Origin of the sequence: Sunxiuqinia rutila, from assembly GCF_050589705.1 — a bacterium.
In the GTDB taxonomy this organism is placed as follows: Bacteria; Bacteroidota; Bacteroidia; order Bacteroidales; family Prolixibacteraceae; genus Sunxiuqinia; species Sunxiuqinia rutila.
Genome location: NZ_JBNGOT010000018.1, coordinates 93042 through 106279 on the forward strand (window position 1 = coordinate 93042; position 13238 = coordinate 106279).

General features: G+C 46.2%; 17 protein-coding genes and 1 tRNA gene. 8 read left to right on the forward strand and 10 right to left on the reverse strand.

Annotated elements, in window-relative coordinates; genetic code table 11:
• Nucleotides 1-239 precede the first annotated feature (239 nt).
• Nucleotides 240-1460, forward strand: a complete 1221-nt coding sequence (locus ACRD6K_RS17925; protein ID WP_430974384.1) for an aminotransferase class V-fold PLP-dependent enzyme — start codon at nucleotides 240-242, stop codon at nucleotides 1458-1460.
• A gap of 157 nt (nucleotides 1461-1617) precedes the next feature.
• Here the strand turns inward: ACRD6K_RS17925 and trxA are convergent, their stop codons facing one another.
• From trxA to rbr, 4 genes are all read right to left on the reverse strand, one after another.
• The gene (gene trxA, locus ACRD6K_RS17930) at nucleotides 1618-1917 is read right to left on the reverse strand and encodes a thioredoxin (RefSeq protein WP_299582642.1); all 300 of its coding nucleotides are present in this window, start codon (nucleotides 1915-1917) and stop codon (nucleotides 1618-1620) included.
• Nucleotides 1904-2122: a DUF6132 family protein gene (locus ACRD6K_RS17935; protein ID WP_299582639.1), complete on the reverse strand. Its 219-nt coding sequence runs from the start codon at nucleotides 2120-2122 to the stop codon at nucleotides 1904-1906. The genes trxA and ACRD6K_RS17935 overlap by 14 nt, the downstream gene beginning before the upstream one ends.
• Before the next feature lie 75 nt (nucleotides 2123-2197).
• Nucleotides 2198-2851: a Crp/Fnr family transcriptional regulator gene (locus tag ACRD6K_RS17940; protein WP_299582636.1), complete on the reverse strand. Its 654-nt coding sequence runs from the start codon at nucleotides 2849-2851 to the stop codon at nucleotides 2198-2200.
• A gap of 141 nt (nucleotides 2852-2992) precedes the next feature.
• Nucleotides 2993-3568 (reverse strand): rubrerythrin, encoded by a 576-nt coding sequence (gene rbr / locus ACRD6K_RS17945; protein WP_430974385.1) that lies wholly within the window; start codon nucleotides 3566-3568, stop codon nucleotides 2993-2995.
• A gap of 218 nt (nucleotides 3569-3786) precedes the next feature.
• Between rbr and ACRD6K_RS17950 the strand changes: the two genes are divergently transcribed.
• From ACRD6K_RS17950 to ACRD6K_RS17965, 4 genes are all read left to right on the forward strand, one after another.
• Nucleotides 3787-4209: a SufE family protein gene (locus ACRD6K_RS17950; RefSeq protein WP_299582630.1), complete on the forward strand. Its 423-nt coding sequence runs from the start codon at nucleotides 3787-3789 to the stop codon at nucleotides 4207-4209.
• A 12-nt stretch (nucleotides 4210-4221) separates the two neighbouring features.
• The gene (locus ACRD6K_RS17955; RefSeq protein WP_430974386.1) at nucleotides 4222-4527 is read left to right on the forward strand and encodes a metal-sulfur cluster assembly factor; all 306 of its coding nucleotides are present in this window, start codon (nucleotides 4222-4224) and stop codon (nucleotides 4525-4527) included.
• Nucleotides 4528-4803: 276 nt separating this feature from the next.
• Complete coding sequence (gene queG / locus ACRD6K_RS17960) at nucleotides 4804-5772, forward strand: tRNA epoxyqueuosine(34) reductase QueG (RefSeq protein ID WP_430974387.1); 969 nt, start codon at nucleotides 4804-4806, stop codon at nucleotides 5770-5772.
• Nucleotides 5773-5850: 78 nt separating this feature from the next.
• Nucleotides 5851-5922, forward strand: a tRNA-Gly gene (locus ACRD6K_RS17965).
• A 10-nt stretch (nucleotides 5923-5932) separates the two neighbouring features.
• On the opposite strand, the gene ACRD6K_RS17970 is transcribed toward ACRD6K_RS17965, so the two are convergent.
• On the reverse strand, nucleotides 5933-6244 hold the full coding sequence (locus ACRD6K_RS17970) for a winged helix-turn-helix transcriptional regulator (protein ID WP_299582620.1): 312 nt from the start codon (nucleotides 6242-6244) through the stop codon (nucleotides 5933-5935).
• A gap of 135 nt (nucleotides 6245-6379) precedes the next feature.
• Here ACRD6K_RS17970 and ACRD6K_RS17975 point away from each other — a divergent pair, with 135 nt between their 5' ends.
• Nucleotides 6380-7336 (forward strand): DsbA family protein, encoded by a 957-nt coding sequence (locus ACRD6K_RS17975; RefSeq protein WP_430974388.1) that lies wholly within the window; start codon nucleotides 6380-6382, stop codon nucleotides 7334-7336.
• 230 nt (nucleotides 7337-7566) lie between these two features.
• Here ACRD6K_RS17975 and ACRD6K_RS17980 read toward each other — a convergent pair whose 3' ends face one another.
• Nucleotides 7567-8145, reverse strand: coding sequence for an NAD(P)H-dependent oxidoreductase (locus ACRD6K_RS17980; RefSeq protein WP_430974389.1), 579 nt, complete (start codon nucleotides 8143-8145; stop codon nucleotides 7567-7569).
• Nucleotides 8146-8207: 62 nt separating this feature from the next.
• Entirely contained in the window at nucleotides 8208-8771 is a 564-nt protein-coding gene (locus ACRD6K_RS17985) for a Crp/Fnr family transcriptional regulator (RefSeq protein WP_430974390.1), read from the reverse strand.
• Between the two features lie 262 nt (nucleotides 8772-9033).
• Here ACRD6K_RS17985 and purT point away from each other — a divergent pair, with 262 nt between their 5' ends.
• Together purT and ACRD6K_RS17995 are read left to right on the forward strand one after the other, a co-directional pair.
• Nucleotides 9034-10230, forward strand: coding sequence for a formate-dependent phosphoribosylglycinamide formyltransferase (purT, locus tag ACRD6K_RS17990; RefSeq protein ID WP_430974391.1), 1197 nt, complete (start codon nucleotides 9034-9036; stop codon nucleotides 10228-10230).
• A gap of 174 nt (nucleotides 10231-10404) precedes the next feature.
• Nucleotides 10405-11544 (forward strand): hypothetical protein, encoded by a 1140-nt coding sequence (locus tag ACRD6K_RS17995; protein WP_430974392.1) that lies wholly within the window; start codon nucleotides 10405-10407, stop codon nucleotides 11542-11544.
• A gap of 100 nt (nucleotides 11545-11644) precedes the next feature.
• Here ACRD6K_RS17995 and ACRD6K_RS18000 read toward each other — a convergent pair whose 3' ends face one another.
• The 3 genes from ACRD6K_RS18000 to ACRD6K_RS18010 form a co-directional block, all read right to left on the reverse strand.
• On the reverse strand, nucleotides 11645-12124 hold the full coding sequence (locus ACRD6K_RS18000; RefSeq protein WP_430974393.1) for a hypothetical protein: 480 nt from the start codon (nucleotides 12122-12124) through the stop codon (nucleotides 11645-11647).
• 118 nt (nucleotides 12125-12242) lie between these two features.
• A complete protein-coding gene (locus ACRD6K_RS18005; protein WP_299582599.1) occupies nucleotides 12243-12800 on the reverse strand; it encodes a YkgJ family cysteine cluster protein in 558 nt (185 codons plus the stop codon).
• Nucleotides 12801-12970: 170 nt separating this feature from the next.
• On the reverse strand, nucleotides 12971-13238 hold a 268-nt coding region (locus ACRD6K_RS18010), incomplete at its 5' end, for a hypothetical protein (RefSeq protein WP_430974394.1).

Below are 13238 nucleotides of genomic sequence, written 5' to 3' on the forward strand. Positions count from 1 at the left end.
CGGTAAAGCCAATGGAAATGAAAAATTGGAATATGTTGTCCCATAAAGCCTAGAGAAATCGAACTCTCAGCGTTGTTTGGCTTTAGCCACATGCGATATCCCTGGGAAAAGCCGGGGAACGGAGCAGCTGGCTGTAAACTTCAAAAGTTTAATCAAAAACATTAGTTTTGTACTTCTGTTAGTGTATTGAGAACACCGATACAAGGATGGCTCAATTTCCATTAAATTCAAAAACAATCATGACACTCGATATTGCCCGCATACGGAAAGATTTTCCAATATTAGACCAACAGGTTTATAATAAACCACTCGTTTACCTGGATAGTGCCGCTTCTTCGCAAAAAGCGCTGTCGGTTTTAAAAAAGGAGGAGCAGTTGCATCTGGAGTATTATGGCAATATTCACCGGGGGGCACATTTTATGGCGGACCAGGCCACCAATGATTTTGAGGCTGTTCGCGACCTGACGAAAGACTTGCTTGGAGCCAATTCGCGCGAGGAAATTATTTTTACCAAAGGCACCACGGAGAGCATTAATCTGGTGGCTTTTTCGTTTGGCGAAGCCTTTGTCAATGCGGGTGACGAAATCATTGTTTCGGAAATGGAACACCATGCCAACATTGTTCCCTGGCAGTTGATGGCCGCGCGAAAAGGGGCTAAAATTGTTGTTTTGCCTTTTGATGACCATGGCCGATTGGAGATTGAAAAGCTGGACGAACTGATGACTTCCAAAACCAAGCTGATTGCTGTAGCTCATGTTGCCAATACGCTGGGAACCATTAATCCGGTGAAGCAAATTATTGCGAAGGCACATCAGGCGGGCGTAAAGGTATTGGTTGACGGTGCGCAGGCCATTTCGCATTTGAAGGTGGATGTGCAAGACCTGGATGCTGATTTTTATGTATTCTCAGCCCACAAAATGTATGGCCCCAACGGGGTAGGCGTTTTATACGGGAAAAAGGAGCTGCTGAACCAAATGCCACCCTACCAGAGTGGGGGTGAAATGATTTCGGAAGTGACTTTTCAAAAAACTTCGTTTAACGAGTTGCCCTATAAGTTTGAGGCCGGAACCCCTAACATTACTGGTGTTATTGCTTTTGGAGAGGCCATTCGCTACTTGCAAAGTTTGGCGATGGACGAAGTAGCTGCTTACGAGCACCAGCTGCTGGAGTATGCCACGCAAAAGATGAACGAAATTCCCGGGATGCTGATTTTCGGCACGCAGAAGGAAAAGTCAGGCGTGATTACTTTTAATATTGAAGGTATCCATCCGTTTGACTTGGGCACCATGCTGGACAAGATGGGCATTGCTGTTCGCACTGGCCGCTTGTGTGCCGATCCGGTGATGGATCATTTTCAGCAGCCGGCAACCATTCGGGTTTCATTTGCCGTGTACAATACGTTGGAGGAAATTGACCAGTTTATCGAGGCGCTCAAAAAGCTGGTCGCCATGCTGAGTTAGAAGTTGGCTTGCAGGCAGGAGGTTGACCGTAAAAAAACAAAAACAGGAATCCTTTCGAATCCCTGTTTTCTTCTTTCCCCTTTTCATCAACTTCTCGATCTCAGCTAAACGCTATATTTTCTTACTATGTGGGGTATTATAGATTGGTTTTTTTGAATTAAGCGGTGGCTTGCCGGATAACAGAAACCAGCTGATCCGCCTGCATAACGCCGCTTCCGGTCCATTTGCGTTGTCCGTTCTGAAAAATCATCAGTGTAGGAACATTGCGAATTTGAAACTTCATGGCAATTTCCTGATTCTTATCCACATCAATTTTTAAAATACGAACCTGTTCTCCCAGCTGCTCTTTAACCTGTTTCAGTATGGGAGCCATCATTTTACACGGGCCACACCATTCGGCTGAAAAATCGATCAGCACCGGCGTGTTTCCCTGAATAATCTGATTAAACTTTTCCATCGTCTGCTGTTTTTTTCTCTTTCTTTTTTAAATCACTAATCAGAAAGCCCATCAATCCTCCGTACAAAGAGCTGGTGTGCCAGTTGGCCTGGATGGGGCAGGTGCCCGAATTACAGCCAATGTAGTGCCAATATAAAAAGCCGGCAAAAGCGCCGATGAGCGTTCCGGCAATGCGCCATTTATGTTTGAGGAAAAATTGTTTCATGGTACTCTGATTTTTTAGCAAAGAAATAGGATTGCCTGCTTTCAGCAAGTGACTTGGGTCACATAAGCCAGTTCCCTAAGCGTTGAGCTTAATTAACGGGGAGAAGTCCAGTTCATTTCGGCTGATTTTAACCAGCCCTTGTTGTTCCATCTTTTTCAGTAGCCGCGAAATCACTTCGCGCGAGCTGTTCAGCTGGTAGGCAATGTCCTGGTGTTTGCCGATGTATCGTTTTTCACCGGTCGCCTCAAAGCGGGTCATAAAAAAGCGTCGCAGTCGTTGGTCCAAATTCTGAAAGGCGATGGCATCAATGGTATCGAGCAGCTCGTCAAAGCGTTTGCGGTAGGCGTACATCACATACGACTTCCACTCGGGAAAGCGTACCATCCACTGGTCGAGCAATTCAACCGGAATGCGAATAATCAGGCTGTCCTGCTCAGCAATGGCACTGATGTTGCTTTGCTGCTGGCCCATGCAGCAGGTAAGTGCCATGGAGCATACCTCGCCCGGATTCAGAAAGTAAAGGAGTAACTCGCGGCCGTCGGCTTCCTGGCGGATTACCCGCAGGCTTCCTTCCAGAATTAGTGGAAAGGACTTGATGAATTGCCCTTCGCGCAAAATCTCTTCTCCGGCATGTAGTTCCTGAACAACCCCATGTTGTTCAATTTCCTGCAGGAGCTCGCTTTCAAAAAACGGGAAGCGCTTGGATAATATGTGTTGAATGTTGGGCATGAATACGCATAAAAATAGCAAGAATAATGAAAAAATCGCCTGCAAAAGGCGATCGAAAGACCGAGTTATGCTGAGCGTGCTTCAGAAGCCTTCAGCTACTGTCTTCCTGTCTTTTTAGCAGGCGATTTTTTTTAGTTGAGCTTAATAGTTTGTCGCTTCAATTTCGAAATATTCTTGCTCATGCTCGCAGGCAGGACATTTTTTGGGTGGACGTTGTGATTCGTGCAACAAGCCACAAACCCGGCATTTCCAGATTACTTTGTCCTCGCGCTCAAACACCCTACCTTCTTCCAGGTTTTCGTAAAGCTTGCGGTAGCGCTCTTCGTGGTGCTTCTCAATTTTAGCAATGGTTTTGAAAACCACAGCAATTTGCTTGAATCCTTCCTCTTCGGCAATACGGGCAAACTCAGGGTACAAGTCAGTCCACTCCTCGTTTTCACCATCAGCTGCTGCTTTCAGGTTTTCCAGAGTCGATCCGATAACACCGGCCGGATAGCTGGCTGTAATTTCAACCATGCCACCTTCCAAAAAGCGGAAGAAGCGTTTGGCATGTGCTTGTTCGTTAATGGCAGTTTCTTCAAAAATGGCAGCAATTTGCTGCAAGCCTTCTTTGCGCGCTTGCTTGGCGAAAAACTCATAACGGTTTTTGGCTTGCGACTCACCGGCAAAGGCCTTTAGTAAGTTTTTTTCCGTTTGTGTTCCTACAATTGAATTCATTTTCTGATGTATTTAAAGATTTATAGTGATTGATTTTTGGGAGGTTTGAAGATAATCAATTGGTTTGTAAATTGAAGATTCACCGGGATATTTAGAATGATTCAAAAAACTGCAACTGATCCCGGATTTTTTTGGAAGAAACGGTAAGAGTTGAGCGCTAATTTGTTATGTGTTTCTTAAAAAAATTACGACCTTTGCAGCCTTAAAAGCTAAAGCTCATGACCATAGAAAATATACAACAAGAGATTGTGGAGGAATTCTCAATTTATGAAGACTGGATGGATAAATACAGTTACCTCATTGAGTTGGGAAATGATTTGAAGGACCTGGACCCAAAACAAAAAAATGATCAGCATCTGATTAAAGGATGCCAGTCGCGGGTTTGGCTAGTACCCGAGTTTAAGGATGGTAAAATCTATTTTGAAGGGGAAAGTGATGCGGTGATTGTAAAAGGCTTGGTAGCCCTTTTGTTGCGCGTGGTTTCGGGGCGCACACCCCAGGAACTGATGGAGAGCGATTTGCACTTTGTGGATGACATTGGTCTGAAGCAACATTTGTCGCCAACACGCTCCAACGGATTGGTGGCCATGATCAAACAAATTAAGTTATATGCTGTTGCTTATAACAGAATTTCAAGCTAAGGAGGACACGCTATGGATGCCAGAATAGATTTGATAATTGAGAACTTAAAAGAAGTTTATGACCCGGAGATTCCGGTAAACATATACGATTTAGGCCTAATTTATAACATCGATGTGGATGAAAATAACAAGGCCAATGTGATTATGACCCTGACTGCTCCGGGCTGTCCGGTGGCCGATATGCTGGTGGAAGATACCCGGCAGGCTGCTTTGTCGGTTGAGGGAGTGGAAGATGCGCATGTGGAGCTCACCTTTGAACCGCCATGGGACAAATCGATGATGAGTGAAGAAGCCCGTTTGGAACTGGGATTCTTTTAAGAAAAGGTTTTCGGTACCAACCAAAATAAGATGCAAGGGTTGAGCTTTAGTTAGCTGAACCCTTTTTTTGTCGCCAAGGCGCTGAATTTGAAGTTATGAACAAATTGTTGATAACCTCTACAAGCAACATGTGGCAAGCGATGCGGAGTGTTTTTGTGGTAGAGCAGGCAGGAGATATTAACCAAGGGCAGGCTACCCAGCTTTGTTCCTGATAACCTTCGATTTAAAGATAAAGAGTTTCAATTTAGCGTACTTGTTTATAGATTTAAGCCTTGTATGAGCACAGCACAAAAAATATTTTCAGAAAAAATAAAAGCCAAAGCCCTCGAACTTGGGTTTCTGGATTGTGGGATTTCCAGGGCTGAGCAACTGGACGAGGAGAGATCCCGGCTGGAACGCTGGCTGCATGAGGGCATGCATGGCGAAATGGGCTATATGGCGCGGCATGTGGATATGCGCCTGGACCCGCGCCTGATTGTGGAGGGGGCCCAGTCGGTGATTTCCGTTTTGCTGAATTACTTTCCCGGCACCCAACAACAGGAAGATGATGCGCCGGTGCTTTCGAAGTACGCTTATGGCAAAGACTATCATTTTGTGCTGAAAGACAAGCTGAATGCCTTGATGAACTTTATTCAGGAAGAACTGGCGCCTTGCAACGGACGTCCGTTTGTGGATTCGGCTCCGGTGCTGGATAAGGCGTGGGCTGCCAAAGCCGGACTGGGCTGGGTAGGCAAGCACACTAACCTGATTTCGGTGGAGCATGGCAGCTTCTTTTTTATTGGAGAGCTGATTGTCGACCTGGAGCTGGAACCCGACACGCGTCAGGTGCGTGACCACTGTGGTACTTGTACTCGTTGTATCGATGCTTGTCCTACGCAGGCAATTGTGGCTCCGCGGGTGGTGGATGCCCGGCGCTGTATTTCCTATCAAACCATTGAGCTGAAAGGAGAACTGGATGAAACGCTGAAAGGGCAATTCAAGGATCGGGTGTTTGGCTGCGATATTTGCCAGGATGTGTGTCCCTGGAACCTGAAATCAGAGGCCCATCAGGAGCCGGATTTTGAGCCTCATCCGCAACTGTTGTCACTTACCCGCCAGGATTGGCAGGAGATGGAGCGTCCGATGTTTAACGAGTTGTTTCGAAAATCAGCCGTTAAGCGCACCAAGTTTGAAGGGCTGAAACGAAACCTGCGCTTTATTGAACAGGCTGCTGATTCAAAGGAAAGCCATTCCTCCGAAGAATAAACCCACACAAAAAAAACGATGCTCGGTGATCCAACGGATTTGAAAATGAACTACATTTGAACAAGTTCGCGTAAGCAGGCGGGAGTAGCTCAGTGGTAGAGCATCAGCTTCCCAAGCTGAGGGCCGCGGGTTCGATCCCCGTTTCCCGCTCATTAGTATCCTACAGCAGGGTTTCCAGTGTTTTGAAAACAGGAAGCAGCGATTTTCCTTTCTCCGATAAATGGTATTCAATGTGCAGGGGTTTCTCCCGGACAACCACTTTCTCCAGTATTTCCCCGCTTTCAAGTTCGCGCAATGCCACCGCAATGGATTGCTTATTCGCGCCTTCCAACTGGCGTAAAAGGGCATTGAAACGAACAGGACCTTCAGCGGCCAATCGAAAAATCTGGGGTTTCCACTTGCCCGAAAGCTGTTTCAACAGGCCCTCAGCCGGGCAATTCCCATCCGTGTTACAGGCGTTTGTAGTAGTCATATTTTTCTGACTTATTGACTGGTATCTTTAAAAAAATCATTTTTGCAGCTGTAAGATTCATCAGCTGATAAAACCTATAAAAACGAACAGAACGCCTAATTGTTCGGGTGTTGGAAATTTGAAATAGTCACTTAAATGAAGCCTTTTACAGGCATTAAAATCAAAAATGATATGGAAGAAAAAAGGAATAATCCGCTGGTTTGTGATCCCGTGCTTGGAGTATGTGGCCTGCCGGAGGAACCCCTGCAAAGCAGCCAGACCAATCGTTTGGCCGGCAAGAAGCCGGTAAAAATCATCTGCTTTTCCGATCCGATTTGCTCTTTTTGCTGGGGCATTGAACCGCAGTTGCGGAAACTGATGCTGGAGTATGGCGATGAGGTGGAACTGGAGTACCGCATGGGAGGCTTGCTGCCCGACTGGAACTACAACCGTGGCGGAATAAGTAAGCCGTCGGATGTGGCTCACCACTGGGACGAACTGAGCAGCTATTTCGACATGCCTATTGATGGAGACATTTGGCTGGAAGATCCGTTGCATTCGTCTTTTCCGCCGTCGGTTGCTTTTAAGGCTGCACAGTTACAGGATGAAACCAGGGCCCTTCAGTTTTTAAGACGGTTGCGGGAGATGGTTTTTGTGCAAAAGAAAAACATTGCCCGGTGGGAAACGATGGCTGTTGCCGCTCAGCAAAGCGGGCTGGATGTGGACCAGCTTCAGGCCGATGTGGACGGGCAGGGGGAAAAGCTGTTTGCCCGGGATCGGGAGTTGGCCCGCGAGCTTGGTGTTAAGGGCTTTCCTACGCTGTTGATTTCCGGTGAAGGCAAAGAGCAGCATGTGATTATCGGGTTTAAGCCCTATGAAATGTTTGAAAAGGCCGTTGTCGACAGTCATCCGGAAGCGGTGAAAAAGGACTACGATCAATCGTGGAACGCTTTGTTCGATCAGTTTCCGACCCTGACCACCCGCGAGTTTACTGAACTAAGCGGACAAAGCAGGGAGGCCAGCGAAGCGCTGTTGCAGCAACTGGCCGACCAGCAGGAGTTGGAAAAAACGGCCATTAAAAGTGGTGTGTTGTGGACTCGAAAGCAAGCCTGAAACAGCAAAAGAACAAGAGAAGTTTGCAAAAAGATAAAGAGCTTTTGCCGAAAAGATAAGGAGAAGTTCCTGAAAAGATAAAGTACTTTTTCCGAAGAGATAAGGAGAAGTTTCCGAAAAGATAAAGTACTTTTTCTGAAAAGATAAGGAGAAGTTTCCCAAAAGAACTTGATCTTTTGGGAAACTCCCTGTGTCCGGTTTTCCGGATTAAGGTTCAGGTGCTTGCTGACTTATTTCAATTGCTCGCCCAGCAGGCCTACTTTAGTCAGCCATTTTTCGCGATAGCTGGCACTGCTGTCTTTAACCGGTCCAATGTAGCTTACCTTAACGGGCTTAATTCCGCAGAACTCCAGGGTGCCTTTTTTGAATTGGTTAATGGCTGGCCTTTTCATAAACAGGTAATCGTACCATTGGGGAGAATCTGCTGTCAGAATGATCCGGGCGCTTTTCCCTTTTAGCAGCCTCTGGGGCAGGGGCTTCCCTTTCACGGGCTGAAAGGTTATTCCCGGAAGAAAAAGCCGGTCGATAAATCCTTTGAGGAGTGCCGGGTAGCCGGACCACCACATCGGGAAAACCCAAACAAGATGATCGGCGGCTTTTATTTTTGCCAGGGCTTCGGTTAAATCTGGCTCCAGCTCGGTTCGTTTGCGGTAACCAAACTTCAGGTTGGGGTTGAAGTCCAAATCCGAAATATGAATCAGCGAGATTACGGCCTTGGTTTTGCGGGCCCCTTCCAGGTAGGCTTCTGCCAGGGCATGGTTGTAGCTTTCTTTGTCGGGATGCCCGTTGATGATTAAAACGTGTTTCATGGCGATGTCTTATTTTTCTGACAAAGAAAGGGGCGAAACCAATGCCGGCGAAGGACATTTGTCTAATTCGACAAGGACTTTCTGATTCGGCTCAAGTGCCGCTGGGTAATGCCCAAGTAAGATGCCAGGTAGTTGAGCGGGATGAGCTGCAACAGTTCCGGCTGGTTGTTAAGCAAGTCTTCATAGCGCTTTTCGGCCGTTTCTTTTTGCAGAATGAAGATGCGCTTTTCCAGTTTGATGTATTGCTCCTCAGCAATAAGCTTGAGTAGCTTCACCCAGTTGGGGCTGGACGCTTCCAGCTTTAAAAGGGCTGTTCGGGAGATGGAGTACAGCTCCACATCAGTGAGCGCCTGGATGTTTTCGGCCGTTTCAGCCTGAGACAACAACGAAGAATAGGCCGTAAGGAACGCGTTGGAAAAGGTAAAACAGTAGGTGATCTCTTCGCCGGACGAGGAGTGGTAGTAGGACCGGAATACGCCTTGACGCACAAAAGCCACTTCCTTGCAAATCTTCCCTTCGCGGATAAAATACTCACCTTTCTTCAGGTGCTTGCAGGTAACCTGGCGTTCAAATGAATCAATTTCTTCCTTTGTCAGCAAATTAAACGACTGGAGGTACTCTTTCATGCGGCTGTTGGGCTATTTTTTTTTCGAATCTACGTATAAGCGGGCAAATAAGAAGAATCGGTGAATGGGATTTTTCAACAAAAGGCCAGAGACAATCAACAGGGAGAGGCGGTTTTTGAGGGTGTGAAGCCATGAAAACGAGCTGACCAATGGCAACTTAAAGTTTAAATTAAGATCGCTCCCGGTGGGTAAACAGCTTGCCGGAAAGCCCTTCTTTTTCAGAAATAACACTATTTTTGCGCTTTCAAAAAAAATCAAAACAATGGGAACTAAAACCGAAAGAATCATAGGAACTCCGTTTTCTGCAACAGCAACCAAAGCCTTGATGCTTGGCTCGGGTGAATTGGGAAAAGAAGTGGTTATTGAATTTCAGCGCTATGGCCTGGAAGTGATTGCCGTGGACAGCTACGAAAATGCGCCGGCCATGCAGGTCGCCGACCGCTCGTATGTTGCCTCCATGCTGGATGGCGAGAAGCTGGCCGAAATTATTCGCAGCGAAAAACCCAATTACATCATTCCTGAAGTGGAGGCCATTGCCACCGACACGCTGATTGAGCTGGAAAAGGAAGGGTTCAACGTCATTCCCACAGCCAATGCGACCAAGCTGACCATGAACCGCGAAGGAATCCGGACGCTGGCAGCTGAAAAACTGGGCCTTTCAACTTCGCCTTACCGTTTTGCAGGAAGCAAGGACGAGTTTGATGCGGCGGTTGAAGCCATTGGCTTTCCTTGTGTGGTAAAACCCATCATGAGCTCGTCGGGCAAAGGACAGAGCGTGGTTAAAAGTGCCGCCGACATAGATCAAGCGTGGAACTATGCGTTGGAAGGAGGCCGAGGAAAAAGCGACCGCGTGATTGTGGAAGGTTTTGTTGATTTCGATTACGAAATTACCCTGTTGACCATCAGTCATGTGGATGGCGTTTCGTTTTGCGAACCCATTGGACACCGCCAGGAAGGTGGCGACTACCAGGAATCGTGGCAACCGCAGGTGATGACCGATAAAGCCCTGAGCGAAGCCCAACGCATTGCCAAGGCTGTTGTGGAAGCACTGGGAGGCTATGGCCTGTTTGGTGTTGAATTCTTCATTAAAAATGACCAGGTCTATTTCAGCGAGCTGTCGCCACGCCCACACGATACCGGCATGGTGACCATGATTTCGCAGGATTTAAGCGAATTTGCCCTGCACGCAAGAGCCGTGCTTGGCTTACCCATTCCAAACATTCATTTTCATGGTCCGTCAGCCAGCAGCGTCATCATGGTTAAAGGCGAGTCGACCCAAGTGGCTTTTGGCAACCTGGGCGAAGTGCTTAAAGAAACCGATACGCAGGTGCGCCTTTTCGGAAAGCCCGGAGTTCAGGGCGAGCGCCGCATGGGAGTTTGTCTGGCCCGTGCCAACTCGGTTGACGAAGCCCGCGAGAAAGCCAATCGCGCCAGCGCTTCTGTCGTTGTGAAATTGTAAATGCATTTTCAAAATACCTAAGCAAGCAGATCCGGTTTCGGGTCTGCTTTTTTTAGCGGTCAGCTGGTTGGATCGCTTGGCAGATTCCTGTTTTAGCCCGCACTTCCTGCCATTCCTGGTGTTTGTCCGGGCATTGTTTCAAGCCATGAAATCATATAACTTTGCGAAAAAAGTATGAAGCTACTCCGTATAACTCTTTTCATAGCGATCAGTATTCTGTTTAGCAATTGCTCGCTTTTAAAGTTTAGTATTGAAACTGACGCCGAGCCTTTAACGACCCGCCAGTTAACCACCCGTATTTTGGTCCGCAATTTTGTGGAGGAAATTGGCGACGACATTGAGAAAACAGCCGACTCCATCATTGCCGAAACGGCTCATGCACCCTTGTACCAAATCAATGCCATTCGGTGGAAAATGAATGCAGGAACAGCTTACACCAAGGCGGGCTATCAAACCATTCCGGAGAGTTCCTTAACCGATGTGTGGGTGTTGAGCCTGCAGTGGAAGCAATTGATGGACACGCAGGCCGATTCCTTGCTCGGAGACTACGGCTACCGGGCCCGTGGAACCACCCAACGGATTGCTCATAAAATGGATGAAATGGCGCGGAAAATTAACGATGGCGCCGACTACCGGAAGCTCAAAGCATTTGCGGAAAGCTACGCGATGGCTCATCCCTTGCCGGGCTTCTCTACCCAAGCCCCCAAAACCTTGAAACCGCTGCTCGACCACTTGGAACTTCCCGATACGGCTTACACACGAACGATTGGAACCCAGGCCGAAGTTTGGGCCGATTTTGGCGATCGCCTGGTGCGCTACCAAAACCAGCTGGGCAATACCCTGGAATGGGAAAAAGACCGCATGTCGATTTGGTGGGAGCAAGGTGATCTTGACGAGAAACTGCTGGCGCGGGCCGACAGTCTGGCGCTTTTGCTCGACAACCTGGCCACCATAGCGGAAGAGTCGCCCGAGATGATGGGAATTATTGCCGTGCGGATGAGTGAGGAATTGTCGCCCCTGGTGTTTTCCATGAACGCCACCCTGACCAATGCCCTGCAAGAGTTGGACGGACAACGCGACTCCCTGCAGATTTATTTCGATGAACAGCGGGCCATCCTGACCAAAGAGTTGGAACAAACCGGCAACAGCATGATTGAAACAGCCACCGACGGCCTGGTGAAACTAATCCGCCAGGTGATTGTGTATGTCATTTTGTTGGTGTGTGTCTTGTTTGGCGTTCCCTTTGCCCTGGGATACAGCCTGGGCCGTATGCGCCTGCGACAGAAAAAAGATAAAGAATCCGGCAGTCAATAGGCTTTGCCCTGCTGGTGTTTATAGACGTCTAGCTGAGTTTGAACAGGTAATGGCTTAATCGTTATGGTACTACAACGTCGCCCCGTGTCGAGCAAAGGCATTATTCATTGATTCGGTCTAAGGCGTAATAAATCACACCGTTGCTTTCTTTTTCTGATAGAATCATTTGATTCGAAGTGATTTGTTCAATTTTCAGAGACATGGATTGAAACAGAGGACGATTCAAATCATTTTTTTCAATCAGCGCCCAGTTGCCGTTTTTCTCTACCAGTAAGGAGTCTGTTTTTAAATGAATTTGATTGTTTTTAGGATCAAGGATCATTTCACCTTTATGCTTTCGTCCATGCTCTAACGAGTTTTTAGAAATGGTCATACAATATTGCCCGTCATTTTTAAATTGATAGCTCGTAGCAAGCGATAAGGTCTTCGCATTTGTAAGTAACTGTTCGGGTACATTTTTCATAGTGACCCTCATATCCGAAATTTTCCATTCACCGATCATTTGATGAGAGATATCGTCAGAACAAGAGACGAATAAATAAGAAATCAGAATTAAAATCAATTTTAAGCGTGTTTTCATTTTAATTGATAATGGATTGGTTTGTTGTTTACTAGTCCTGGAGCCCGCCCGTGCATACCACTGTAATCGCTATAAAGTATACTAAATACTTTGAATTGTTTTTATTTTCTGAATTGGCTTAGTTTTCCTCAAAGAATTCAATTACAGTAATAGGCAGTAAGTAAATCTCTGATGTTGTATGGGTTGTCATATATAGAACACTGGCATCTCTTATGTTTGTTGAAATCTTGCACGGATTTCTCAATCCGTCTTTTGCACATAGTTGTGGCGAGTTTTGGACAAAATGAGTTCTACAGGTCATTGGTCGAACAGGATAGATTGAACAAAGGTTGTCAACTAAAAAAGGACATGGTATCTTATCCTTTACAATTTGTTCTCGAAATGCAGGATAATCGTTGTTCATTGCCAACTCAGTTTTATTTTGTGTTTGTTTATCAAAGTAATCTAACCAATTATTTAGGTTACTTTTTATTTTAGAGAATAGTGCTCTTGAAATACTGTCTTTTATATATTTACCAATCAATACTCTTTCCATTGAAAATACTTCTATTGATTGATGGCAACAATATGAACATCCCTTTTGGCAACAATTTTCAAAATAATTTACTTTTTCATCGATCTGCGAATAGAAAGAAGAAATGAAACTTATTTTTCGCTGATCATCGTTTGTTGTCATAGGTGTATTTGTCGTTGCTGGTTGTTAAGTAGGCTATAACGTCTGTGTATATTTACCAGGTACATATATCCCGCTATTATTCGGATTGCTTTTTTTGTTTTGTCGAAAAACTTTTTAGGGCTGGCTCACAAATTAGAGGGGAGCGCTTATTCGTGTTCATATTCTTTCGTTTAGGTCATTTTAGGTTCGCTGATCAAGTTACAAAACTTTACTAAATGTATGTGTCGGTAAGCGTACTTTGTTTTCGTTCTAAATAGTTGACAATCTTTTGTGAATACGGCCTTCCCGCCAATTGAACCCAAGGAATGAGCAAGTGGCGGGTTGAGTTTGCCAGCCGGGTTTGAGAAATTGCCAATGGGGCCCTTATTCCGGCCAATTAAATCAAAATAATAGCCAGTTGGAGTGGTAATTTCCCCGATTAAATTTGAAAAAATGCCA